The organism is Rhodoferax koreense, assembly GCF_001955695.1.
Lineage (GTDB): Bacteria > Pseudomonadota > Gammaproteobacteria > Burkholderiales > Burkholderiaceae_C > Rhodoferax_B > Rhodoferax_B koreensis.
Map to the genome: position 1 here is coordinate 3313953 of NZ_CP019236.1, position 21812 is coordinate 3335764.

At 67.2% G+C, this 21812-nt stretch carries 18 protein-coding genes; 7 read left to right on the forward strand and 11 right to left on the reverse strand.

Annotated elements, in window-relative coordinates; translation table 11 throughout:
- Positions 1-6 precede the first annotated feature (6 nt).
- Positions 7-2589 (reverse strand): PD-(D/E)XK nuclease family protein, encoded by a 2583-nt coding sequence (locus RD110_RS15305; protein ID WP_076200271.1) that lies wholly within the window; start codon positions 2587-2589, stop codon positions 7-9.
- Positions 2590-2746: 157 nt separating this feature from the next.
- On the opposite strand from RD110_RS15305, the gene trxA reads away from it, so the two are divergent.
- From trxA to RD110_RS15330, 5 genes are all read left to right on the forward strand, one after another.
- Positions 2747-3079 (forward strand): thioredoxin TrxA, encoded by a 333-nt coding sequence (gene trxA / locus RD110_RS15310; protein ID WP_076200272.1) that lies wholly within the window; start codon positions 2747-2749, stop codon positions 3077-3079.
- Between the two features lie 198 nt (positions 3080-3277).
- Positions 3278-4540: a transcription termination factor Rho gene (gene rho / locus RD110_RS15315; protein ID WP_076200273.1), complete on the forward strand. Its 1263-nt coding sequence runs from the start codon at positions 3278-3280 to the stop codon at positions 4538-4540.
- 92 nt (positions 4541-4632) lie between these two features.
- On the forward strand, positions 4633-4908 hold the full coding sequence (locus RD110_RS15320) for a type B 50S ribosomal protein L31 (RefSeq protein ID WP_076200274.1): 276 nt from the start codon (positions 4633-4635) through the stop codon (positions 4906-4908).
- A 104-nt stretch (positions 4909-5012) separates the two neighbouring features.
- A complete protein-coding gene (locus RD110_RS28010; protein ID WP_076200275.1) occupies positions 5013-6758 on the forward strand; it encodes a hypothetical protein in 1746 nt (581 codons plus the stop codon).
- On the forward strand, positions 6755-8125 hold the full coding sequence (locus RD110_RS15330) for an MATE family efflux transporter (RefSeq protein WP_076200276.1): 1371 nt from the start codon (positions 6755-6757) through the stop codon (positions 8123-8125). The genes RD110_RS28010 and RD110_RS15330 overlap by 4 nt, the downstream gene beginning before the upstream one ends.
- A gap of 2 nt (positions 8126-8127) precedes the next feature.
- On the opposite strand, the gene phoR is transcribed toward RD110_RS15330, so the two are convergent.
- The 7 genes from phoR to pstS form a co-directional block, all read right to left on the reverse strand.
- Entirely contained in the window at positions 8128-9480 is a 1353-nt protein-coding gene (gene phoR, locus RD110_RS15335; RefSeq protein WP_076200277.1) for a phosphate regulon sensor histidine kinase PhoR, read from the reverse strand.
- 67 nt (positions 9481-9547) lie between these two features.
- On the reverse strand, positions 9548-10294 hold the full coding sequence (gene phoB / locus RD110_RS15340) for a phosphate regulon transcriptional regulator PhoB (protein ID WP_076200278.1): 747 nt from the start codon (positions 10292-10294) through the stop codon (positions 9548-9550).
- A complete protein-coding gene (phoU, locus tag RD110_RS15345; RefSeq protein WP_076200279.1) occupies positions 10291-10992 on the reverse strand; it encodes a phosphate signaling complex protein PhoU in 702 nt (233 codons plus the stop codon). Before phoU ends, phoB begins: the two co-directional genes overlap by 4 nt.
- 14 nt (positions 10993-11006) lie before the next feature.
- Positions 11007-11816, reverse strand: coding sequence for a phosphate ABC transporter ATP-binding protein PstB (pstB, locus tag RD110_RS15350; RefSeq protein WP_076200280.1), 810 nt, complete (start codon positions 11814-11816; stop codon positions 11007-11009).
- A gap of 14 nt (positions 11817-11830) precedes the next feature.
- Complete coding sequence (pstA, locus tag RD110_RS15355) at positions 11831-12715, reverse strand: phosphate ABC transporter permease PstA (protein WP_076200281.1); 885 nt, start codon at positions 12713-12715, stop codon at positions 11831-11833.
- A 61-nt stretch (positions 12716-12776) separates the two neighbouring features.
- A complete protein-coding gene (pstC, locus tag RD110_RS15360) occupies positions 12777-13787 on the reverse strand; it encodes a phosphate ABC transporter permease PstC (protein ID WP_076200282.1) in 1011 nt (336 codons plus the stop codon).
- Between the two features lie 69 nt (positions 13788-13856).
- On the reverse strand, positions 13857-14891 hold the full coding sequence (gene pstS, locus RD110_RS15365) for a phosphate ABC transporter substrate-binding protein PstS (protein ID WP_076200283.1): 1035 nt from the start codon (positions 14889-14891) through the stop codon (positions 13857-13859).
- 386 nt (positions 14892-15277) lie between these two features.
- Between pstS and RD110_RS15370 the strand changes: the two genes are divergently transcribed.
- Complete coding sequence (locus RD110_RS15370; RefSeq protein ID WP_076205080.1) at positions 15278-16783, forward strand: Ppx/GppA phosphatase family protein; 1506 nt, start codon at positions 15278-15280, stop codon at positions 16781-16783.
- 228 nt (positions 16784-17011) lie between these two features.
- On the forward strand, positions 17012-17800 hold the full coding sequence (locus tag RD110_RS15375; protein WP_076200284.1) for a PEP-CTERM/exosortase system-associated acyltransferase: 789 nt from the start codon (positions 17012-17014) through the stop codon (positions 17798-17800).
- Between the two features lie 15 nt (positions 17801-17815).
- On the opposite strand, the gene RD110_RS15380 is transcribed toward RD110_RS15375, so the two are convergent.
- Genes RD110_RS15380 through RD110_RS15390 form a run of 3 tightly spaced genes read right to left on the reverse strand, consistent with a single transcriptional unit; the run spans position 17816 to position 21757 of the window.
- Complete coding sequence (locus RD110_RS15380; RefSeq protein WP_076200285.1) at positions 17816-18949, reverse strand: CaiB/BaiF CoA transferase family protein; 1134 nt, start codon at positions 18947-18949, stop codon at positions 17816-17818.
- Between the two features lie 34 nt (positions 18950-18983).
- Positions 18984-19976 carry a Bug family tripartite tricarboxylate transporter substrate binding protein gene (locus tag RD110_RS15385; protein WP_076205082.1) on the reverse strand — a complete coding sequence of 331 codons (993 nt, stop codon included), beginning with the start codon at positions 19974-19976 and terminating at the stop codon, positions 18984-18986.
- Positions 19977-20026: 50 nt separating this feature from the next.
- Positions 20027-21757, reverse strand: a complete 1731-nt coding sequence (locus RD110_RS15390) for an acyl-CoA dehydrogenase family protein (RefSeq protein WP_076200286.1) — start codon at positions 21755-21757, stop codon at positions 20027-20029.
- Between the last annotated feature and the right edge of the window lie 55 nt (positions 21758-21812).

A 21812-nucleotide genomic window follows, 5' to 3' on the forward strand; every position in this document is an offset into this window, starting at 1 on the left:
TGAGTTTCAAGACCAGAAGTCTTTACGGCAAAGGCCTCGCGCCGCGCAGAACTCGCAGGCCGCACCCTCGCCCAGCGCGGCCAGCACCGCGCCTTCGGCGATGCGTTCCATGTCGGTGATGATGCCGTGCACCAGCGCGTCGCGCGCGGCCACCACCGCGGTCTGCTCGAAGCTCTTGCTGCCGTCCTTTTCGCCCACGTTGAGGTAGGCGGCGCGCAGCGTGTCGTGTGGCAGCAAGGCGGCGTAGAACGCGAGCTGCGTGTCTTCGAGCGGCTGCTTGATGCGGCTTTGCGTGCGGGTCTGGTTCTCGGTCTTGTAGTCGATGACCATCACCGCGGCTTCGCCGTCTTCTCCGGCCGGCAACTGGTCCACGCGGTCGATGGTGCCGATCAGTGTGAGCGCACCGAGTGGCAACTCGCGTTGGCTTTCGGCCTCCTCGAAACGGCCGCCGGCCGCCTCGTGCTGCAGCAGCCAGGCCAGGTAGCCGTCGCGCACGCGCGGCCAGGCGGCGGCGAACGGCAGGAACTCTTCTTCGGACAGACGCATGTCGCGCGTGGTGGCCGCGGCCGCCGCGTCGATCAAGGCCAGGCGCGCCGCATGTTCGGGCTCGGGCGCCTGCTTCAGGCCTTCATGGAAGGTCTTGAGCACGGCGTGCAGCCAGTTGCCGAAGTCGCGCTTGTCGACCTCGCCTTCCAGCTCCTCGGGCTCCTTCAGCCCGAGCTGGCGCAGCGCGAAGAACCGGTAGGGGCAACGCCGCAGGTCTTCATAGGCACTCGCCGACAGGTGCGTGACCGGCAAGGCCTGGCCCACGGGCAGCGGGCGCAGCGTCGGCGTGGCCACGACGGTTCGGGCCATCCGTGGATCGACGGCCGCGACCGCATTCGCACCGGGCTGGATCGCCTGCACCAGCGGGCTCGGCAACAGGGTCTCGCCACTCGCATCGCTCTGCCGCCACAGCACATCGACCATGGGCATGCGCAGCGCGTCCTGCCAGGCGGCGAGCTGGCTCGCGGCGATGGCGTCGCGCGAAGGCAGGCCGAGCGCGGCGCGTTGCGCGGCGGTCCACGCGCCGGGCGGTTCGGGTGAAGCGGCCAGGCGGATCTCGTCGCAGCCGGGCAGGACCAGGGCCGCGAACGGCCGCGCAAGCAACTGGCTCAGCGGCGTGATCACTACCTGTTCGTGCAGCGGATAGTCGGGCACGAAACTCGCCGACTCGAGCGCGGTGTCGACCCAGGCGCCGAACTCGAAAGCCAACAGCCGCCGTGCGGCCTGTGGCAGGCCGGCGAGTTCGTGTTCGGCGCCAGGCACCAGGCGCAGCGCCGCCAGCAGTTTTTCGCCCGCGGCATCGGCTTCGAGCAGCGTCCACTGGCCGCTCTGTTGCAGCACGTCGCGCAATGCCGCCAGCCAGGCGGCGAGCGGCCGTGCGCGCTGCAGGCCGGCGCGCAGCGTGTTGGCCAGATTCACACATTCCGCAACGCGCTCGGCCAGAGCCTCGCGATCGAAGACGGCCGAGGCGCTCCAGCCGCTCCAGTCGGTGGCCGCGGCCTGGCGCAATTTCTTCTCCAGCACGCGCACCACGCTCGGGGCGAAGGCAGGCGCGTTCTTCAGCCAATTGAGCACGGCGTCGCTGCTGGCGTCCCAACGGCTCGCGCGCAGGGCCGACATCAAATGGCCGGCCGCGCGCGTGGTGGAAAGCTTCCAGCCGGTCTCGTCGCGGATGGCCACGTGGTGCGCGGCCAGCATGGCGCGCACACGGCGCGTGAGCAGCCGGTCAATGGCGGCCAGGCCCACGGGGATGCGGCCGGCCTCGACATGGCGCAGCACGCAGGCCGCGGCGCGCTGGGCTTCGTCCTCGGCGTCCAGGGCCGCGTGGATGGCGGCATGGATCGCGGGCGGCAAGTCATCGGCTGTTTCGAGTTCGGGCTGCCAAGGCAGCACGGCCGCCTTGTCGCCCCACGATGCCGCCAGTGCCGTGACCAGTCCGTCGGCTTGAAAGCCCTGCAGCACGACCACGCATTCGAGTGAAGCGGCCAGGCCAGGCGACCACAACACGTCGGTGGTGTAGGCGGAGATGGCGGCCCATTCGAGGGCGATGCGGGCCACCGCGGCCTCCCAGGCCAGCACCGGCGAATCCATGCCGGTGGCCAGTGCCGCACGCGCCGAGACCGCCCAGGCCGCGCGGTCCGCGGGCGCGACGGCCGCGGCCAGCGGCGCGAGCTGGTGCGCGGCTTCGACCAGGCGGCCGGCGAGCGCGTCGCGCTGCGCGCCCAGGCCCGCGGCATCGAGCAGCGCCGGGGCTTGCAGGCCGTCGAGCGCGGCGTCGCCGCGCAGGTCGATGGCGCCGAGCGCCGTGCCGCCCAGGCCGCGCGCCCAGTTCTGCGTCGTCTCGAAGCGCGGAGCGAAACCGTCGGGATGGACTTCGGCCCACAGCCTTTGCGCCAGCGGCATGAGCTGCGCATACGGCAGCAGGACCACGCTGCGGGCGGCATGCGCGCCGCGCGCGTCGATCTCTGCGGCGATGCGCGCCAGCCAGCCGGTGGCGGGTTCGCGCCAGAGCCGGTCGACGGGATGGGAGGCTGAGAGGGGCATCAGGGCTTGAAATGAAGGGTGGACGAAGCGGTGCGATGGCCCGGCGGCGATGGCTTTTCACTATGCCGGCGATAGGGTAATGCGTGGCGACGGCCGGTCTTGCTTTCTGTCACAATGCCGCAACTTTAGTCGTACCGGCACTCATCAAGGAATCCCCATGGCCAACGAACTCATCAAACATATTTCCGATGCAACCTTCGACGCGGACGTCCTGAAGTCCAGCACCCCCGTCCTGGTGGACTACTGGGCCGAATGGTGCGGTCCTTGCAAGATGATCGCGCCAATTCTCGACGAAGTCGCCACCGGTTACGAAGGCAAGCTGCAGATCACCAAGATGAACGTGGACGAGAACCGCGACATCCCCGCCAAGTTCGGCATCCGCGGCATTCCGACGCTGATGATCTTCAAGGACGGCGAACTCGCCGCCACCAAGGTCGGCGCCATGAGCAAGGCGCAACTCACCGCTTTCATCGACCAGCAACTGGCCTGATGCATCCCCTTACCGAAGCCGCCAGCAGCGCGGCTTCGGCGCTCACTTTTTTCCTGTCATAATTCGCTCAGTTCACCAGGTTGCCAGTCAGGGCGACCTGGTTCGATAACCCGGTTGATACCGACGAGCGGGGCCCCTCAAGCCCCCTCGAAGCCACCTCCCCCTTCCCCTCAAAGAACTCCAAGCCGGAGTCAATCCATGCACTTAAACGAACTCAAGGCACTGCACGTGTCTGAAGTCTTGAAGCAAGCCGAAGAACTTGAAATCGAGAACACCGGCCGCATGCGCAAGCAGGAGCTGATGTTCGCCATCATCAAGAAGCGCGCGCGCACCGGCGAGCAGATCATTGCCGACGGCGTGCTGGAAATCCTGCCCGACGGGTTCGGCTTCCTGCGCAGCCCCGACACCAGCTACACCGCCAGCACCGACGACATCTACATCAGCCCGAGCCAGGTGCGCCGCTTCAACCTGCACACCGGCGACATGATCGAAGGCGAAGTGCGCACGCCCAAGGACGGCGAGCGTTATTTCGCGCTGAACAAGCTCGACCGCGTGAACGGCGGCGGCCCCGAGGAAAACAAGCACAAGGTGATGTTCGAGAACTTGACGCCGCTGTTCCCCAAGGAACAGATGAAGCTCGAGCGCGACATCAAGGGCGACGAGAACATCACCGGCCGCATCATCGACATCGTGGCGCCGATCGGCAAGGGCCAGCGCGCCCTGCTCGTCGCCCCGCCCAAGAGCGGCAAGACGGTCATGATGCAGCACATCGCCCACGCCATCGCCGCCAACTACCCCGACAGCTACATGATGGTGCTGCTGGTCGACGAGCGGCCCGAGGAAGTGACGGAAATGCAGCGCTCGGTGAAGGGCGAAGTCATCGCCTCCACCTTCGACGAGCCCGCCGCGCGCCACGTGCACGTGGCCGAAATGGTGATCGAGCGCGCCAAGCGCCTGGTCGAACTGAAGAAGGACGTGGTTATCCTGCTGGACTCGATCACGCGCCTGGCCCGCGCCTACAACAACGTCGTGCCGTCCTCCGGCAAGGTGCTGACCGGTGGTGTCGACTCCAACGCGCTGCAACGGCCCAAGCGCTTCCTCGGCGCCGCGCGCAACGTGGAGGAAGGCGGCTCGCTGACCATCATCGCCACCGCGCTGATCGACACCGGCAGCCGCATGGACGAAGTGATCTTCGAAGAATTCAAGGGCACGGGCAACTGCGAAATCCACCTGGATCGCCGCCTGTACGAAAAACGCGTCTTCCCGTCGCTGCAGCTCAACCGCAGCGGCACCCGCCGCGAGGAACTGCTGCTGGCCCCCGAGATCCTGCAGAAGAGCCGCATCCTGCGCCAGTTCATGTACAACATGGACGAAATCGAGTCGATGGAGCTGATGCTCAAGAACATGAAGGCCACGAAGAACAACGTGGAATTCTTCGACATGATGCGCCGGGGCGGTTGATCCAGCCCATCGGTATATAATCAAAGGCTTTTTGCGGAAAGTAGGTCAGATTGGCTGGCCCGGCTACCGCAGCTGAAACTCAAGGAAGAATCATGAAAGAAGGCATTCACCCGAACTACCGCGAAGTTTGCTTCATGGACTTGTCCAACAACTTCAAGTTCGTGACGCGTTCGTGCGTCAACGCCAAGGAAACCATCAAGATGGAAGACGGCCGCGAGCTGCCGCTGTACAAGCTTGACACCTCCAGCGAATCGCATCCGTTCTACACGGGCACGCAAAAATCCGTGGACAACATGGGTGGCCGCGTCGAGCGTTTCCGCAACCGTTTCGGCAAGACCACCGCTGCAGCCCCCAAAGCCGCAGAATAAGTCTTCCGCTTCGCCACGAAAGGCAGCTCGGGTTACCGTGCTGCCTTTTTTGCTTTCCGCGACCTCGTGTGCATCTATCATCGAACCCCCGTTGCCCCTGACCCGTGAATAAACCCACCCCTGCCATCGTCACGCAGGCCGGCGTGCGCCGCCTGCCGCGGCTGGCGCTCTGGCTTTTCTGTGCGGCCTATGTGCTGCCGGGCTTCATCGGCCGCGCGCCGTGGAAGACAGCCGACATGACGGCCTTCGGCTACATGGCCGAGCTGGCGGCGGGCACGGCCGGCTGGCTGCATCCTCGCCTGCTGAACCTGGCGCCGGACATCGACGCCCTGCTGCCCTATTGGATCGGCGCGGTGGTCATGAAGATCACGCCCGGGTTCGTGGCCCCGGATTTCGCCGTGCGCTTCGTCTTCAGCCTGCTGCTGGCGTTGACCTTGGTGGCCACCTGGTACGCGGTGTATTTCCTGGCCCGCAGCCCGCGCGCGCAGCCCGTGGCCTTCGCCTTCGGCGGCGAGGCCCAGCCTGCCGACTACGCCCGCGCCATGGCCGACGGCGGCCTGCTGGCGTTGATGGCCTGCCTGGGCATGGCCCAGCTGTCGCATGAAACGACGCCGGCGCTGGCACAACTTTGTTTCACCGCGGTGAGTTTCTACGCGCTGGCTGCAATGCCCTACCGCACGCGCGGACCGGCGCTCGGCCTGGCGATCGGCCTGCCCGCCCTCGCGCTGTCGGGCGCACCCACGATGGCCGTGCTGCTCGGCCTGGGCGGCGCGCTCGTATGTTTCCTCGACCGCCACGAGGAACACGGCCTGACCGGCGGCGAAACCGCGCAGCACACGCCCGCGCGCAGCCTGGCCTGGACCGGCTTCGTGCTGGCCTGCACCCTGCTCGCGGCCGGCCTGGCCGAGCACCTGGACCTGTGGCGCTGGCGCATCGAACTGCCGCAAGCCACCTGGCACGACTGGCGCAGCCTGACGCGGCTCCTGCTGTGGTTCACCTGGCCGGTCTGGCCCCTGGCCCTGTGGACGCTGTGGCGCTGGCGCCGCCAGTTGACCAGCGGCAACTTCGGACGGCATCTGGCCTTGGCCCTGTGGTTCGTCGCCGTGGCGCTCGGCACCACGCTCACCACCCACTCGGCCGACCGTTCGCTGCTGCTGGCGCTGCCCGCGCTGGCCACGCTCGCGGCGTTCGCGTTGCCCACGCTGAGCCGCACCGTGGCCGCGCTCATCGACTGGTTCACGCTGCTGTTCTTCACCGCCTGCGCGATCGGCATCTGGGTCATCTGGATCGCCACGCAAACCGGTGTGCCGCGCCAGCCCGCCGCCAACGTGGCCCGGCTCGCACCCGGCTACGAGCCGGTGTTCTCGTGGATCGCTCTGGCGCTGGCACTGGTGGCCACGCTGACCTGGGCCTGGCTCGTCAAATGGCGCGCGGGCCGGCATCGCGCGGCGATCTGGAAAAGCCTGGTGCTGCCGGCCGGCGGCGTGGCGCTGTGCTGGCTCCTGATGATGACGCTGTGGCTGCCGCTGCTCGAATGGGGCCGTAGCTACGTGCCGCTGGTGCGCAGCGTGCAGAGCGCCATGGAAGCCGACCGTCAGCCGGGCTCGCCGGGCTGTGTCGAAGTCTACGGGCTCAACCGCGGCCAGATCGCGGCCTTCAAGTACCACGGCAACATGCAGCTGCAATGGGCCAGGCGCGAGGCCAGCTGCCCGTGGCTCATCGTCGACGCCGACGACCAGCACACGCTGCCGCAGGATGTGGACATGAACGCCTGGTCGCTGCGCCTGAGCCTGCGCCGCCGCGCCGAAACCAACGACGACGTGCTGCTCTACAGGCGCATCCAGCCTTGACCGGCGCCAGCCAGCCGTCCGAACGCGGCTACATCGCCCGCCACGCCGGCACGGTGCTGGTCGGCCAGCTCGCCGTCATGGCCTTCGGCGTGACCGATACGGTGGTCGCCGGCCGCTACGCCGAAGATGCGCTGGCCGCGCTGTCGGTCGGCTCCGCGGTGTTCGTCAGCATCTTCGTGGCCCTGATGGGCGTGCTGCAGGCCCTGCTGCCGATCTGGGCCGAGCTGTTCGGCGCCGGCCGGCCGCGCGACGTGGGCCGTTCCGTGCGCCAGTCGATGTACCTCTGCGGCCTGCTGATGCTGCTCGGCATCACCGCACTGCTGCTGCCCGCGCCGCTGCTGCGCTGGGCCGAGGTGCCGCCGGCGCTGCAGGCCGAGGTCACGCGTTACCTCGCGGTGCTGGCCATGGCCCTGCCGCCGGCCCTGCTGTTCCGCGTCTACAGCACGCTCAACCAGAGCCTGGGCAAGCCGTTGCTCGTGACCTGGGTGCAGATGGGCTCGCTCGCGCTCAAGATCCCGCTGTCGGTATGGTTCACCTTCGGCGGCCTCGGGCTGGAGGCGCAGGGTGCCGTGGGCTGCGCCTGGGCCACGCTGGTGGTCAACTACGCCATGCTCGCCGTGGCGCTCGGGACCCTGCGGACGCGGCCCTTCTACGAACCCTATGGGCTGTGGCGCCGCATGGAACGGCCCGACGCGCGGCAGATCGCGGCCTTCCTGCGGCTCGGCCTGCCGGGCGGGCTGGCGATCATGGTCGAAGTCACGTCGTTCACGCTGATGGCACTGTTCATCGCCCGGCTGGGCAGCGTGGCCTCCGCGGCGCACCAGATCGCAGCCAACCTCGCGGCGGTGCTGTACATGTCGCCGCTGTCCTTCGGCATCGCCACCAGCGCCCGGGCCAGCTATTGGCTGGGCGCGGGTGATGCACGGCGGGCGCGCGCGGCGATCCGCGCAGGCTTCGGCATGGCGCTGGCCACGGCGGTGCTGCTCGCGGCGCTGTTGTGGTTCGGGCGCGGCTGGCTCGCCGCGGCCTACGCGAGCAGTCCCGCCGTCATCGCCATGGCCACCGGCCTGCTGGCCTGGGTGGCGCTCTACCACCTGGCCGACGCCGTGCAGGCGGTGTGCGTGGCGGTGCTGCGTTCCTACCGCGTGACCGTACTGCCGCTGCTGGTCTACGGCGCCCTGCTGTGGGGCCTCGGCCTTTCGGGCGGCGTGCATCTGGCGTATGACGGCCTGGGTCCCTGGCCGGCGCTGCGCCACCCGACGGCATTCTGGGCCTCCAGCGCGGCCGCCCTGGCGGTCACCGCGCTGGTGTTCGTGGCCATCCTCTGGCAGACGATGCGGCGCAGCCGCACACCGCGCCGACCCTGAAATCAGGCCGCGTGGCGCGCGCCGCTGGCGGCGGCCGTGCCGTCGCGCAACCGGCTGGCGGGGAAGACGATCGCGAAACGCGAGCCCTGTCCGGGTTTGCTTTCGATGCGCAATTCGGCGCCGTGGCGCTGCGCCACGTGTTTGACGATGGCCAGGCCCAGCCCCGTGCCGCCGGTCTCGCGCGAGCGGCTGGTGTCCACGCGGTAGAAGCGCTCGGTCAAGCGCGGAATGTGTTCGGCCGCGATGCCTGGACCGGTGTCCTTGACGGAGAATTCGGCGCGGCCGTCGGCCAGGGTCTGCCAGCTCACGTCGATCTGGCCGCCGGCCGGGGTGTAGCGGATCGCATTGCTGACCAGGTTCGACATCGCGCTCAGCAACTCGCTGGAGATGCCGGCGATCTCGGCTTCGGGCATCGGGCCGAAATGCAGCCGGTGCGGCCGCGCATGGCCCGCGGTGAGCAACGCCGACAGGGCCTCGGCCTCGTGCGCACACTCGCCCACGAGCTTCTTCAGCGGAATCCAAACGCTCGCGCCCGGCAGCGGGCTGCCTTCGATGCGCGACAGTGTCAGCAGGTCCTGCACCAGCGACTGCATGCGTTCGGCCTGCTGGGCCATGTGGTCGAGGTAGCGGGCGCGCTCCGGCTCGTCCAGCGGCAGGGTCTGCAGGGTTTCGACGAAGCCCGACAGCACCGTCAGCGGCGTGCGGATCTCGTGCGATACGTTGGCCACGAAATCGCGGCGCATGGCTTCGGCCTGCTCCAGCGCCGTCACGTCGCTCGACAGCAGCAAACGCCGGCCTTCGCCATACGGGTACAGGTGCACGGCCAGCCGCACCGGCCGCGACAGGGTGCTGTTGCGGCCGGGCATCTGGATGCCGCGCAGGCCATCCGGCTGGGCGAAGCCGGCGGCGAAGGCGGGCTCGCGCACCAGGTTGCCGATCAGTTGCTGGACGTCACGCTGCGGATCGAAGCCGAAATGCTCGGCCGCCATCTGGTTGCACCATTCGATGCGGCCTTCGCGGTCGAGCAGCACCACGCCGTTCGGAGAAGCCTGGATGCCGGCCAGAAACTCCTGCAGCCGGTGTTCGCTGTCGCGCGTCTTCTGCTCCGACTGGCGCAGCAGCCGGCGCATGCGGTCGCAGGCTTCGCCCCAGAGGCCGCGCATCTGCGGCGCTTCGGCGCTGCTGCCCTTGCGCAGCCAGCGGATCACCCGCGCGCCGCGCAACAGGTCGATGCCCAGCCACAGCAGACCTGCGACCAACAAACAGGCCAGCGCGCCGCGCTCGGCCGCGAGATGCCAGCCCAGCGCGGCACCGGCCAGCTGGAAACTCAGGAAAAAGAAGATGCGGAACCACATGGGCGGCAATGGCAAAACAGCCGCTGGCGCAAGCCAACGGCATGGAAATGGAAACCCAGCTTACCAGTCAGGCCGCGGCCGAGGATGGCGACAACGATGCCGGTGCGGCCGCCGCTGGCGCCGCAACCTGCGGCTGCGCCGTGATGCGATAGCCTGCGCCGCGCACGGTCTCGATCATGGTGCCGCCCGCGCCCAGCGCCTCGCGCAGCCGCTTCACGTGCACGTCCACCGTGCGTTCCTCGATGAACACGTGGTCGCCCCAGACGCGGTCGAGCAGCTGCGAACGGCTGTGCACGCGCTCGGCGTGCTGCATCAGGTAGTGCAGCAGCTTGAACTCGGTGGGGCCCATCTTCAGCAATTGTTCCTGGAAGGTCACGCGGTAGGTGGACGCATCGAGCACCAGTGCACCGATGGCCACCGTGCCGCCGGCCTGCTCGGGCGCGCGCCGGCGCAGCACCGCCCGGATGCGGGCCAGCATCTCCTTGGTGGAAAAAGGCTTGGTGATGTAGTCGTCGGCGCCGGCATCCAGCCCGGCCACGCGGTCGTGTTCGTCGCCGCGCGCGGTCAGCATGATGATCGGCACGGCCTTGGTGCGCGCGTCCGCCCGCCACTTGCGCGCCAGGGACAGGCCGCTTTCGCCGGGCAGCATCCAGTCGAGCAGGATGACGTCGGGCAGCACGGCGTCGAGTTCGCATTGCGCCGTCACGCTGTCCATCGCCCAGGTGGGCTGGAAGCCGCTGTGGCGCAGGTTGACCGCGATGAGCTCGGCAATGGCCGGCTCGTCCTCGACGATCAGGACTCGGGGCATCTTCATTGGACCGCGGACTCCACTTCGGCCATCGTTGTGTGGCGCACGTCCGCACCCTTGACGATGTAGATGATGCATTCGGCCACGTTCTTCGCATGGTCGCCGATGCGCTCGATGGCCTTGGCGATGAACAGCAGATCGAGGCTGCTGGAGATGGTGCGCGGGTCTTCCATCATGTAGGTGATGAGCTTGCGCACGAAGCCGTCGAATTCCTGGTCGATCAGGTCGTCTTCCTTGAGGATGTTGACGGCCGCGGCCGTGTCCAGCCGGGCAAAGGCGTCGAGCGCCTTGCGCAGCAGGCCGGAAGCCAGGTCCGCCGCCACGCGCAGGTCCAGCGTGGGCAGCGAGCGCGCCGAGCCGCTGTTGATGATGGAGATGGCCATGCGTGCGATCTTGTTGGCCTCGTCGCCCACGCGCTCCAGGTTGGCGGTGGTCTTGGAGATGGCGATCAACAGGCGCAGGTCGCGCGCGGTCGGCTGGCGTCGCGCGATGATGCTGGAGAGCTCGCGGTCGATGTCGATCTCCATCGCGTTCACGCGGGTCTCGACTTCGACCACCTGCTGCGCGACCTCGATGCTGAACTGCGACAGCGCATAGATCGCCTGGCGAATCTGCGACTCGACGAGGCCGCCGAGCTCCATCACGCGGGTGGAGACGGCGTTGAGTTCGCTGTCGAACTGGGTGGAGAGATGTTTGTCTGCCATGGTGTCTCCTTGAATCAACCGAACCGGCCGGTGATGTAGTCTTCCGTTTCCTTGCGCTTGGGCTTGAAGAACAGCTCTTCCGTCGCGCCGAACTCCATCAGGTCGCCCAGGTACATGTAGGCGGTGTAGTCGCTGCAGCGCGCGGCCTGCTGCATGTTGTGGGTCACGATCACCACCGTGTAGTCCGTCTTGAGCTCGGTGATCAACTCCTCGATCTTCGAAGTGGAGATCGGATCCAGCGCCGAGCAAGGCTCGTCGAGCAGCAGCACCTCGGGCTTGATGGCGATGCCACGCGCGATGCACAGGCGTTGCTGCTGGCCGCCGGACAGGCCCGAGCCGCTCTGGTTCAGCTTGTCCTTGACCTCGTTCCACAATGCCGCCTTGCGCAAGGCCCACTCTACGCGTTCTTCCATGTCGGTGGCGTTCAGATTCTCGAACAGCTTCACGCCGAAGGTGATGTTGTCGTAGATCGACATCGGGAACGGCGTGGGTTTCTGGAACACCATGCCGACCTTGGCGCGGATCAGCGCCACGTCCTTCTTGCTGGTGAGCAGGTTCTCGCCGTCGAGCATGATCTGCCCTTCGGCGCGCTGTTCGGGATACAGCTCGAACATGCGGTTGAAGGTGCGCAGCAGCGTGGACTTGCCGCAGCCCGAAGGGCCGATGAACGCGGTGACCTTTTTCTCGGGGATTTCCAGATTGATGCCCTTGAGGGCATGGAACTTGCCGTAGTAGAAGTTCAGGTCTTTCACCGAGATCTTGGGCGTTTCCTGGGCGATGGAGCGCGCCGAGGTGGGCGCGGTACGTGACAGTGTGGCTTCCATGTGCAATTCTCGATTTAGTGTTTTTCGCGGGTCAAAACCCGGGCGAGGATGTTGAGCCCAAGGACAGCCACGGTGATCAGGAACACGCCGGCCCAGGCCAGCTTCTGCCAGTTCTCATACGGGCTCATGGCGAACTTGAAGATCGTCACCGGCAGGCTGGCCATCGGCTCGGTCAGGCTCGAGGTCCAGAACTGGTTGTTGAGTGCGGTGAACAGCAGCGGTGCGGTCTCGCCGGCGATGCGCGCCACGGCCAGCAGGACGCCGGTCACCACCCCGGAGCGGGCGGCCTTGAGCGTGATGCGCATGATCACCTTCCACTTCGGGGTGCCGAGCGCATAGGCGGCTTCGCGCAGGCCGGCGGGCACCAGTTGCAGCATGTTCTCGGTGGTGCGGATCACCACCGGAATCACGATCAACGCCAGTGCCAGCGCACCGGCCAGGCCCGAAAAGCTCTTGAAGCGCGAAACCACCACGGCGTAGACGAACAGGCCGATGACGATGCTCGGTGCCGACAGCAGGATGTCGTTGACGAAACGCGTCACCGAGGCCAGCCAGCCCTTGGTGTCGTACTCGGCCAGGTAGATGCCGGCCATGATGCCGATCGGCGTGCCGACGAAGGTCGCCAGCAGCACCATCAGGAAGGAGCCGTACAGGGCGTTGGCGATGCCGCCGTCCTCGTTCGGCGGCGGTGTCATCTCGGTGAAGGTGGACAGCGCCAGGCCGCCCACGCCGAGGCGGATCGTCTCCCACAGGATCCAGATCAGCCAGAACACGCCGAAGGCCATGGCCGCCAGCGACAGCACGAGCGCGACCTGGTTCACGCGCTTGCGCGACGCGTACTTGGCGTTGCGCGTCTGCTCGAGCGCTGCGTTCTGCAGCAACATCTCGCTCGTGGTCATTCGGAAACCTCCGTGCTGCGCACTGCGGTGCGAGCTAGCTCGAAGCGGTTCATCGCGACGCTCATGACTTGGACCCCTCATTTTTCTTCAGGCGGATCAGCAGCAGCTTGGACAGCGACAGCACCACGAAGGTGATGAAGAACAGCACCAGGCCCAGGTACATCAGCGCCGCCTGGTGCAGCCCCGCGCCGGCTTCGGCGAATTCGTTGGCCAGGGCCGAGGTGATGCTGTTGGCGGCCTGGAACAGGCTCAGCGAATCGAGCTGGTTCATGTTGCCGATCACGAAGGTGACGGCCATGGTCTCGCCCAGCGCACGGCCCAGGCCGAGCATGATGCCGCCGATGACGCCGGCCTTGGTGTAGGGCAGCACCACACGCGACATGACTTCCCAGGTGGTGGAGCCCAGGCCGTAGGCCGACTCCTTGAGCAGCGGCGGCGTGACCTCGAACACGTCGCGCATCACCGAAGCGATGAACGGAATGATCATGATCGCCAGGATGATGCCGGCCGACAGGATGCCGATGCCCACCGGCGGGCCGGACACCAGCGCACCGAGAAAGGGCACGCCGCTGAACAGGCTTTGCAGCGGCTGCTGCACGTAGGTCGACAGGATCGGGCCGAACACCAGCAGGCCCCACATGCCGTAGACGATGGACGGCACCGCCGCCAGCAGTTCGATGGCGGTGCCCAGCGGGCGCTTGAGCCAGGCCGGCGAGAGCTCGGTGAGGAACAGCGCAATGCCGAAGCTCACCGGCACGGCGATCACCAGGGCGATGATCGAGGTGGTCAGCGTGCCGTAGATCATGACCAGGCCGCCGTACTCTTCCTTGACCGGGTCCCAGGTGGTGCTGGTCAGGAAGCTCAGGCCGTACTTGGCGATGGCCGGCCAGGCGCCGACGATGAGGGACAGCAGGATGCCGACGAGCAGCGCCAGGGTCAGCAGCGCCGCCCCTTTCGCGGCCAGGCCAAACAGCCGGTCGGCCATGGGCCCGATGCGCACCGGCGTCTGCGAAGGTGGTTTGGTCATAGAGCGATCGCTCCCCTGCCCTGCGGATGTGCCGGGCATTCCCATGGGAGCTCCGTTGACCGGTAGTGTAGAAGACACTTGTGCGGCTCTTCGGTGATGGCGTGGCTGGACGGCTTACTTGAAGGCCACGGCCTTGCCGGAGGCGTCCTTGATGTCGCCCCAGGCCTTCTCGACGATGGTCTTGACGGCGGCCGGCATCGGCACGTAGTCGAGGTCGTCGGCCGTCTTGTCACCTTCCTTGTAGGCCCATTCGAAGAACTTCAGGGAAGCCGCGGCCTTTTCGGGTTTGTCCTGCACCTTGTGCATCAGGATGAAGGTGGCCGTGGTGATGGGCCAGGCGTCCTTGCCAGGCTTGTTGTTCAGGATCTGGTAGAAGCTCTTGGCCCAGTCGGCGCCGGCTGCGGCCGCCTTGAAGGCAGTGTCGTCGGGCGACACGAAGGCGCCGGACGCGTTCAGCAGCTGGGCATACGTCATCTTGTTCTGCTTGACGTAGGCGTATTCGACATAGCCGATGGAGTTCGGCAGGCGGCCCACGAAAGCGGCCACGCCTTCATTGCCCTTGCCACCGGCGCCGGTGGGCCAGTTCACGGCCGTGCCTTCGCCGACCTTGCTCTTCCACTCGGGGTTGACCTGGCTCAGGTAGTTCGTGAAGGCGAAGCTGGTGCCGGAGCCATCGGCGCGGCGCACGGGGGCGATGGCCGCGTCGGGCAGCGCCAGGGAGCCGTTCAGCGCTTTGATCGCCGGGTCGTTCCACTTGGTGATCTTGCCCAGGTAGATGTCGCCGAGGACCGGGCCGCTGAGCTTGAGTTCACCGGGCTTGATGCCCTGGATGTTGACCACGGGCACCACGCCGCCGATCACGGTGGGGAACTGCATCAGGCCCTTGGCCTTGAGCTCGTCGTCGGTCAGCGGCGCATCGGAGGCGCCGAAGTCCACGGTCTTGGCCTCGATCTGCTTCAGGCCGGCACCGGAGCCGACGGATTGGTAGTTGATCTTGGTGCCGGTCGCCTTGTTGTAGTCCGAAGCCCACTTGGAATACAGCGGCGCGGGGAAGCTGGCGCCGGCGCCGGTCACGTCCTGGGCAAAGGCGACGCCTGCGAAGGACAGCGCGGCCAGGCCGGTCATGGCGAATTTGAAACTTGTTTTCATCAGGAAACCCTTGAAGTGAGTTGAAAAGTGACTGTTGGACGGAGTTTTCGGCGCAGCACCCACCGCTGCAATGAGGAGAATTTAAGAAGCTTGTGTGACAACACCGTGACAAAACACGTGTCCCCGGCGCCCGGACACCGCCCCGGCGCTTCGCCGGATCGTCAAGTGGCCGTCATGCCACAGTCACAAAACCGGCCTAGACTGGCCAACTGGACAGGCCTTGTGGTCGAACAGCCCTCCAGCGCTTTCAACAGGCGCGTTCCCAGCTATAAATTCCATAGCACCCGCCATTGTTGGCGTGTTACGTTGTCCAACACTCGGGCAGGCCGCCCGCGCCAGTGCGCCCTGAGCCGGGTGCTATGCTGCGCACGAAATTCAGCCATACGATGCAAAACGGTACCCTCCTCGCCGCCCTCGACCTGGGCTCCAACAGTTTTCGGCTGGAGATCGGCCGCCTCGACCACGGTCACATCCAGCGCACCGAATACCTCAAGGAGACCGTTCGCCAGGGCAATGGCCTCGACGAAGCGCGCAACCTCACGCCGGAAGCCATGCAGCGCGGCTGGGACTGCCTGGCGCGTTTCGGCGAGCGGCTGGCCGGCTTCGAGCGCCGTCAGGTGCGCGCCGTGGCGACGCAGACCCTGCGCGAAGCGCGCAACCGCGACGAGTTCCTGAGCAGGGCCAACACCGTGCTGGGTTTCCCGATCGACGTGATCCCCGGGCGCGAGGAAGCCCGGCTGATCTACCAGGGCGTGGCCCGGCTGCTGCCGCAGTCCGACGAACGCCGGCTGGTGCTCGACATCGGCGGGCGTTCCACCGAGATGATCCTGGGCGAAGGCTTCGAGGCCCGCACCATGGAATCCTTCCGGGTCGGCAGCGTGGCCTGGTCGATGAAGTATTTCCCCAACGGCCAATTCACGCAGGACGCCTTCCGCATCGCGGAGATCGCCGCCAAGGCCGTGCTCGACGAAGCCGTGAACGCCTACCGCCGTGAAACCTGGGACGTGGCCTACGGCGCGTCCGGCACGGTCGGCGCGGTCGCCGACATCCTGGGCGCGGCCGGCTGGACACCGGGACTGATCGACCGGCGCGGGCTCGACTGGCTCTCCGAACAGCTGCTCAAGGCCCAGACCGTGGACCGGCTGCGTTTCGAAGGCATGAAGGACGACCGCAAGCTGGTGATCGGCGGCGGCATCAGCGTGCTGCGCGCGGTGTTCGACCTGCTCGGCATCGACCGCATGCATGCCGCCAACGGCGCCCTGCGGCACGGCGTGCTGTACGACCTCGTGGACCGCCAGCAGGACCGCACCGATCTTCGCAGCGCCTCGGTCGAACGGCTGGCCATCAACTTCGGCGCCGACGCCGAACAGGTGCGCCGCGTCGGCGACCTGGCCAGCCGGCTGTTCGCGCAGATGCAGAAATTCGCCGGCGTACCACCCGAGGAGATCGCCCGCGCACAGCGCAAGCTGCACTGGGCGGCCCAGCTGCATGAGATCGGCTGTCACATCTCGCACAGCGATTACCACAAGCACGGCGCCTACATCATCGACCATGCGGACGCACCGGGCTTCGCCCTGTCGGAGCTGCACCGGCTGAGCCAGCTCGTGCTGGGCCACCGCGGCAAGCTCAGGAAGCTCGAGGTCGATCTCGGCGACGCGGATTTCATCCAGCAGCTGCTGGCGCTGCGGCTGGCGGTGATCCTGTGCCATGCGCGCCGCGACCCCGACGTGCAGGGCGTGCAGCTGACCCGCAGCGCGGCCCATCCCGCCAACTTCCTGCTGCAGTGCCGCAACGGATGGGCCGATGCCTATCCCCAGTCGGCCCATCTGCTGCGCGAAGAAGTGCTGGCCTGGCAGAAGACGCCTTGGTCCCTGGTACTCAACGGCTGCTGACTTCTACGAAGCGCCGAGCAATCTGCGCGCGAATTGCGCGGATGCAGACCTCCTGTCACCTCTTTCGTTCGAAAACGGGCCAAGCCGGCACGACCAAGGGTTCAAGCCTGGAACTGCCTTGCATTCAGACCACCTTGCGGCGCGCAAGCATTGAAGTTTCGTGAATAATGGTCGAAGATTGAAACAAGGCGCAAAGTTCTTGCAGACCAGCATTCCAAGAGGTTTCCCATGACAGAACCCACAAGAGCCCACCTCGGCGACGGTTACAAGACCTATTTCTCCATCGCCCCAGCGCTCGAGCCGGAACGCATCGACGATGTCTTTTTCATCCGACACGACGTGTATGCGCGTGAACTCGGCTTCGAGCCGGTGCGCGACAACCAGCGGGAAACCGACCAATACGATGCGCGCTCGGTGCATTGCCTGGTGCGCACCGCGCAAGAGCCCAGCCGCCTGGTGGGTTGTGCGCGCGTGGTGTTGACCGACAACGCCGATCCTGATGCGCCGCTGCCGTTCGAGCTCACCTGCCGCAACACGCTGGACCGCAGCATCATCGATCCGGCCAAGCTGCCGCGCCACCGGATCGCCGAGGTGTCCAGGCTGGCAGTGTTGTCCGAGTTCCGCCGACGCAAGGGCGAACAGCACAGCGCCGCCGTCATCTCCGACAACGACTTCGGCAACGAGCAGCAGCCGCGCTTTCCGTTCATCCCGGTGAGCCTGTACATCGGCGCGGTGGCCCTGGCGCGGCGCCAGGGCGTCGAATACCTGTTCACCCTGACCGAGCCGCGCCTGGCGGAGCATTTCGGCAAACTCGGCGTGCACATCGTGCCCATCGGCGGGCCGGTGGAACACCGGGGCCAGCGCATCCCGTCGATGCTGCGGGTCGAAGGCATGTACGACAGCCTGCGCGCCCTGGTCAAGCCGCTGTGGAACACCATCAACGAACAGATCGACGGGGTGTATTCCGCCCACGCCGAGCAGCAGGCCCCGCAGTCCGCAGCGGCGCCCCTGGCCTGAACTTCCCTGCGGCGTTCAGCCCGCGGTTGACTCGTCCGGCGGTTTGCCCAGGCGCGTCGGCGGCGCGTGCCGGTAGGACGCCGGCGTGCGGCTGAGCTTGATCGGTGAGCCCACCCCGGTGTAGTTGCCGATGCGCACCACCATCTCCCGGTGCGCGGTATGCGGGTGCTGCAGCGCAGCATCCACGGTGAGAATGGGTGCGCAGGGCACGCCGATGGCCATCAGGGCCTCGGCCAGCGCCGCGCCGTCCTGCGTGGACAGAACCGGTTCGATGGCCTCCCGCAACGCCGCCCGGTTCACCGAACGCGCCCCCGCTGTCGCATAACGCGCATCCTGCGCCCAGCTGGTGGCCAGATGCTGGCACAACAGGCGGAATTGCCGGTCGTTGCCCACGGCCAGGAACACCGGCACGCCAGCCGTTGGAAACGCGTCGTACGGATAGATGTTGGGATGCGCATTGCCGGTCAGGCCGGGCGATCGGCCATCGAGGAACCAGTTGGCCGCGTGCGGATGTAGCAACGACAAGGCGCAATCGAACAGGCTGGCCTCCACGAACTGGCCCCGGCCGCTGCGCCCGCGCTCCTGCAGGGCCATCAGCACGCCGAGCGCGGCGTTCAGGCCGGTGACCAGGTCCACCACCGGCAGGCCGACCCGCAGCGGCTGGCCGCCGGCTTCCCCGTTCACGCTCATGATGCCGGAGAGCGCCTGCACCGCCGCGTCGTAGCCGGCCAGTCCGCCCAGGGGGCCATCGGCGCCGAAGCCGCTCACCCGGCAATGCACCAGCCGGGGGAAGCGCTCGGCCAGCACCTCATGGCCGAGGCCCCATTTCTCCATGGTGCCGGTCTTGAAATTCTCCACAAGCACGTCGGCGCCTTCCAGCAGCCCGAGCAGGACCTCGCGGCCGGACGCGGTCGTCAGGTCGAGCTGCGTGCCGAGCTTGTTGCGATTGAGCCCGAGGTAGTAGGACGCCACACCGTCCTGGAACGGCGGTCCCCAGGCGCGCGTGTCGTCGCCCTGCGGCGGCTCGACCTTGAGCACGTCGGCGCCGTGGTCGCCCAGGATCTGGCCGCAGTAAGGCCCGCCGAGCACACGGGACAAATCGATCACGCGGATGCCGGCAAGTGCGCCGGGCGAGGTGGGTTCTGGCATGCGAGGGCTTTCCAGGTTGGATGGACGATGGAGGTCAGTCGACGGTGGCGCCGGAGGCTTTCACCACGTCGTGCCACTTGGCCAGCTCCGACTTCATGAAGCCCGCCAGTTGGGCGGGCGTGGTCGATGGCGCCGGCTCCAGGCCCTGTGCCGCCAGCACCTGTTTCACCTCGGGCTGCTGCAGCACGGTGGCGAAGGCGGTGTTCAACTTGGCGACCACTTCCGGCGGCGTGCCGGCCGGCGCCACGATGCCGAAGAACACGCTCACGTCGAAGTCCTTCACACCCTGCTCTTCCAGCGTGGGCACCTCGGGCAGCGCACGCGAGTGGCTGGCCGTGGTGACGCCCAGCACCTTGAGCTTGCCGGCCTTGATGTGCGGCAAGGCGGTCAACACATCGGTGAACGACATCGTCACCTGGCCGCCGAGCAGGTCGTTCAGGGCCGGGCCGGTGCCCTTGTACGGAATGTGCTGGATGTCGGTGCCCGAACGCATGTTGAACAGCACGCCCGCCAGGTGCGAGGAAGCGCCATTGCCCGACGAGGCATAGCTCAGCTTGCCCGGGTTGGCGCGGGCGTAGGCGATCAGCTCCTTGACGTTGGCCGCCGGCACGCTGGGATGCACCACCAGCACATTGGGCAGGTGGCCGATCTGGATGATGGGCGCGAAACTCTTGATCGGGTCGTAGCCGATCTTCCTGTACAGACTCACGTTGATCGCCAGGGGCCCGGAGGTGCCGAACAGCAGCGTGAGACCGTCGGTCGGCGCACGTGCCACCCACTCGGCGCCGATGTTGCCGCCGGCACCGGGCTTGTTGTCGACGATCATCGTCTGGCCGAGCAAGGGCCGGATCGCATTGGCCAACGTACGGGCCATCGCGTCGGTCGGCCCGCCCGAGGCGAACGGCACCACCAGGGTCAGCGTCTTCGACGGGAAGGCGCCGGTGTTCTCCGCCAGGGCGGACAGGGGCAGCAGCGAAGCGGCCAGCCAGCCGCCAGCGCCGAGCAGACAGGTTCTGCGTTGGGTCATTTTTGTCTCCTTGTTGAAATGGAAATGCACCGCCACGGCCGTGCCGGAAATCAGTCGCCCAGGAAAAACCGCTCTGCGGCGGTGTCGGCGGCACCGGCCGCCGTCGGATCGGCCGGCAGCAGGCGGTGGCGCACCACCAGCCCGGCCAGATGCCGGCGTTCCAGTGTGCCGATGCGGGCCGCCTCCCAATGCATCGCCGCCGCCGAGGCCAGGTGGTACAGCGCCGACGCCGCGCGCCGGGCCAGCGGCTCGCCGCCGTCCGCCGCGGCGGCCTCGGCCAGGCGCTGCACGCGGCCCATGAGCCCGCTGAATTCATCGCGCTCCACGGTTGCCAGGTCCGCCGCCTGCAGCAGCTGCGCCAGGTGTGCCATCAGAATCGGCAAGGCGTTCTCGCGCTTGATGGCGCGTATGACGTCCAGCGCCACGATGTTGCTCGTGCCCTCCCAGATCGAGCCCAGGTGCGCGTCGCGCACCAGCCGCGCATCGCTCCATTCCTCGATGTAGCCACAGCCGCCACGCACTTCCATCGCGTCGCCCGTCACCTTGCGTGCGTCCCGGCAGGCGCGGAACTTGATCAGCGGCGTGAGAATGCGCGCCAGGCCGTAGGCCTGGGCATCGCCGGCGTCGGCGCGGCGCAGCGCCTCGGCCGTCTGGAACACCATGCTGCGCGCCTGCTCGCTCGGCAGCAGCAGCTTCATCAGTTGCCGGCGCATCAGCGGCAGCGCGATCAGCTTGCGGCCGAAAGCCTCGCGATGGCGCGCAATGAACAGCGCCTCGCTCACCGCGCGGCGCATCAGGCCGGCGGCGCGCACCCCGTTGGACAGGCGCGAGTTGTTCACCATGTCGGCCATCTGCACGAAGCCACGCCCCGGCTCCCCGACCAGGTAGGCCCTCGCGCCCTCCAGCCGGATCTCGCCGCTGGCCATGGAGCGCGTGCCCAGCTTGTCTTTCAGCCGGATGATGCGATAGGCATTGCGCGTGCCGTCCTCCAGTTCGCGCGGCAGCAGGAACAGCGACACCCCCTTCAGGCCCGGCGCGCCGCCGTCGACCCTGGCCAGCACCATGGCCAAGGCGGCATCCGGATTGGAGCAGAACCACTTGTCGCCTTCGAGCCGGTAAGCCCCTGGCGCTCCGTCCACCGGATAGGCCATGGTGGCGGTGGTGGCGATGTCCGAACCCGCGCCCTGCTCGGTCATGAACATCGCCCCCTGCGCCAGCGTGTCCATGTCCAGGCTGGTGAGCGCGGGCAGGTAGCGCGCCACGAGTTCGGGCGCACCGAACTTCTTCAATGTGCGGGTCAGCGAATCGGTCATCGATACCGGGCAGCACAGGCCGAACTCCGCCTGCACGAAGAGGTAGGTCAGCGTGTATTTCACCGTGGCCGGCAGCGGCCCCGACCAGCCGAGCACGTCATCACGGTGCGAGATTGCGGCCAGGGCATATTCGCCGAACGCGAGCCGCTCCATCTCGACGTAGGCCGGGTGCTTGACGATCATCTGCCTGTCGATGCCGGCGCGCGTGCGATGGACCAACTCGGGAGGGTTCTTGTCGGCGGTGTGGGCCAGCGCGTCCAGGGTGCCCCCGGCCAGCGCGCCGAGTTGCGTCAGCCGGGGCTGTAGATGGGCCAGCAGTTCCGGCGCGAGATAGGCCGACAGCAGGGCCTGCAGGCCGGGGTCGCTGGTGAACAGGTTGACGCCGGACTGGTCGGGCACCGGATGCGGGTGAGGGATCGGCGCGGCGGCCGCCGTATGCGCGCCTGGCCTCGATGTGTCTGCGTTCATGGGCGTTGTCTCCTGGGCCCATTGTTGAAAACCCGTCGATGCTTGTCCAATCCCG

What these genes read in the sequence shown, in the direction of transcription:
- RD110_RS15305 (WP_076200271.1), bottom strand. Translation starts at nt 2,589, where the DNA reads ATGCCCCTCTCAGCCTCCCATCCCGTCGACCGGCTCTGGCGCGAACCC.
- trxA (WP_076200272.1), top strand. Translation starts at nt 2,747, where the DNA reads ATGGCCAACGAACTCATCAAACATATTTCCGATGCAACCTTCGACGCG.
- rho (WP_076200273.1), top strand. Translation starts at nt 3,278, where the DNA reads ATGCACTTAAACGAACTCAAGGCACTGCACGTGTCTGAAGTCTTGAAG.
- RD110_RS15320 (WP_076200274.1), top strand. Translation starts at nt 4,633, where the DNA reads ATGAAAGAAGGCATTCACCCGAACTACCGCGAAGTTTGCTTCATGGAC.
- phoR (WP_076200277.1), bottom strand. Translation starts at nt 9,480, where the DNA reads ATGTGGTTCCGCATCTTCTTTTTCCTGAGTTTCCAGCTGGCCGGTGCC.
- phoB (WP_076200278.1), bottom strand. Translation starts at nt 10,294, where the DNA reads ATGAAGATGCCCCGAGTCCTGATCGTCGAGGACGAGCCGGCCATTGCC.
- phoU (WP_076200279.1), bottom strand. Translation starts at nt 10,992, where the DNA reads ATGGCAGACAAACATCTCTCCACCCAGTTCGACAGCGAACTCAACGCC.
- pstB (WP_076200280.1), bottom strand. Translation starts at nt 11,816, where the DNA reads ATGGAAGCCACACTGTCACGTACCGCGCCCACCTCGGCGCGCTCCATC.
- pstA (WP_076200281.1), bottom strand. Translation starts at nt 12,715, where the DNA reads ATGACCACGAGCGAGATGTTGCTGCAGAACGCAGCGCTCGAGCAGACG.
- pstC (WP_076200282.1), bottom strand. Translation starts at nt 13,787, where the DNA reads ATGGGAATGCCCGGCACATCCGCAGGGCAGGGGAGCGATCGCTCTATG.
- pstS (WP_076200283.1), bottom strand. Translation starts at nt 14,891, where the DNA reads ATGAAAACAAGTTTCAAATTCGCCATGACCGGCCTGGCCGCGCTGTCC.
- RD110_RS15370 (WP_076205080.1), top strand. Translation starts at nt 15,278, where the DNA reads ATGCAAAACGGTACCCTCCTCGCCGCCCTCGACCTGGGCTCCAACAGT.
- RD110_RS15375 (WP_076200284.1), top strand. Translation starts at nt 17,012, where the DNA reads ATGACAGAACCCACAAGAGCCCACCTCGGCGACGGTTACAAGACCTAT.
- RD110_RS15380 (WP_076200285.1), bottom strand. Translation starts at nt 18,949, where the DNA reads ATGCCAGAACCCACCTCGCCCGGCGCACTTGCCGGCATCCGCGTGATC.
- RD110_RS15385 (WP_076205082.1), bottom strand. Translation starts at nt 19,976, where the DNA reads ATGACCCAACGCAGAACCTGTCTGCTCGGCGCTGGCGGCTGGCTGGCC.
- RD110_RS15390 (WP_076200286.1), bottom strand. Translation starts at nt 21,757, where the DNA reads ATGAACGCAGACACATCGAGGCCAGGCGCGCATACGGCGGCCGCCGCG.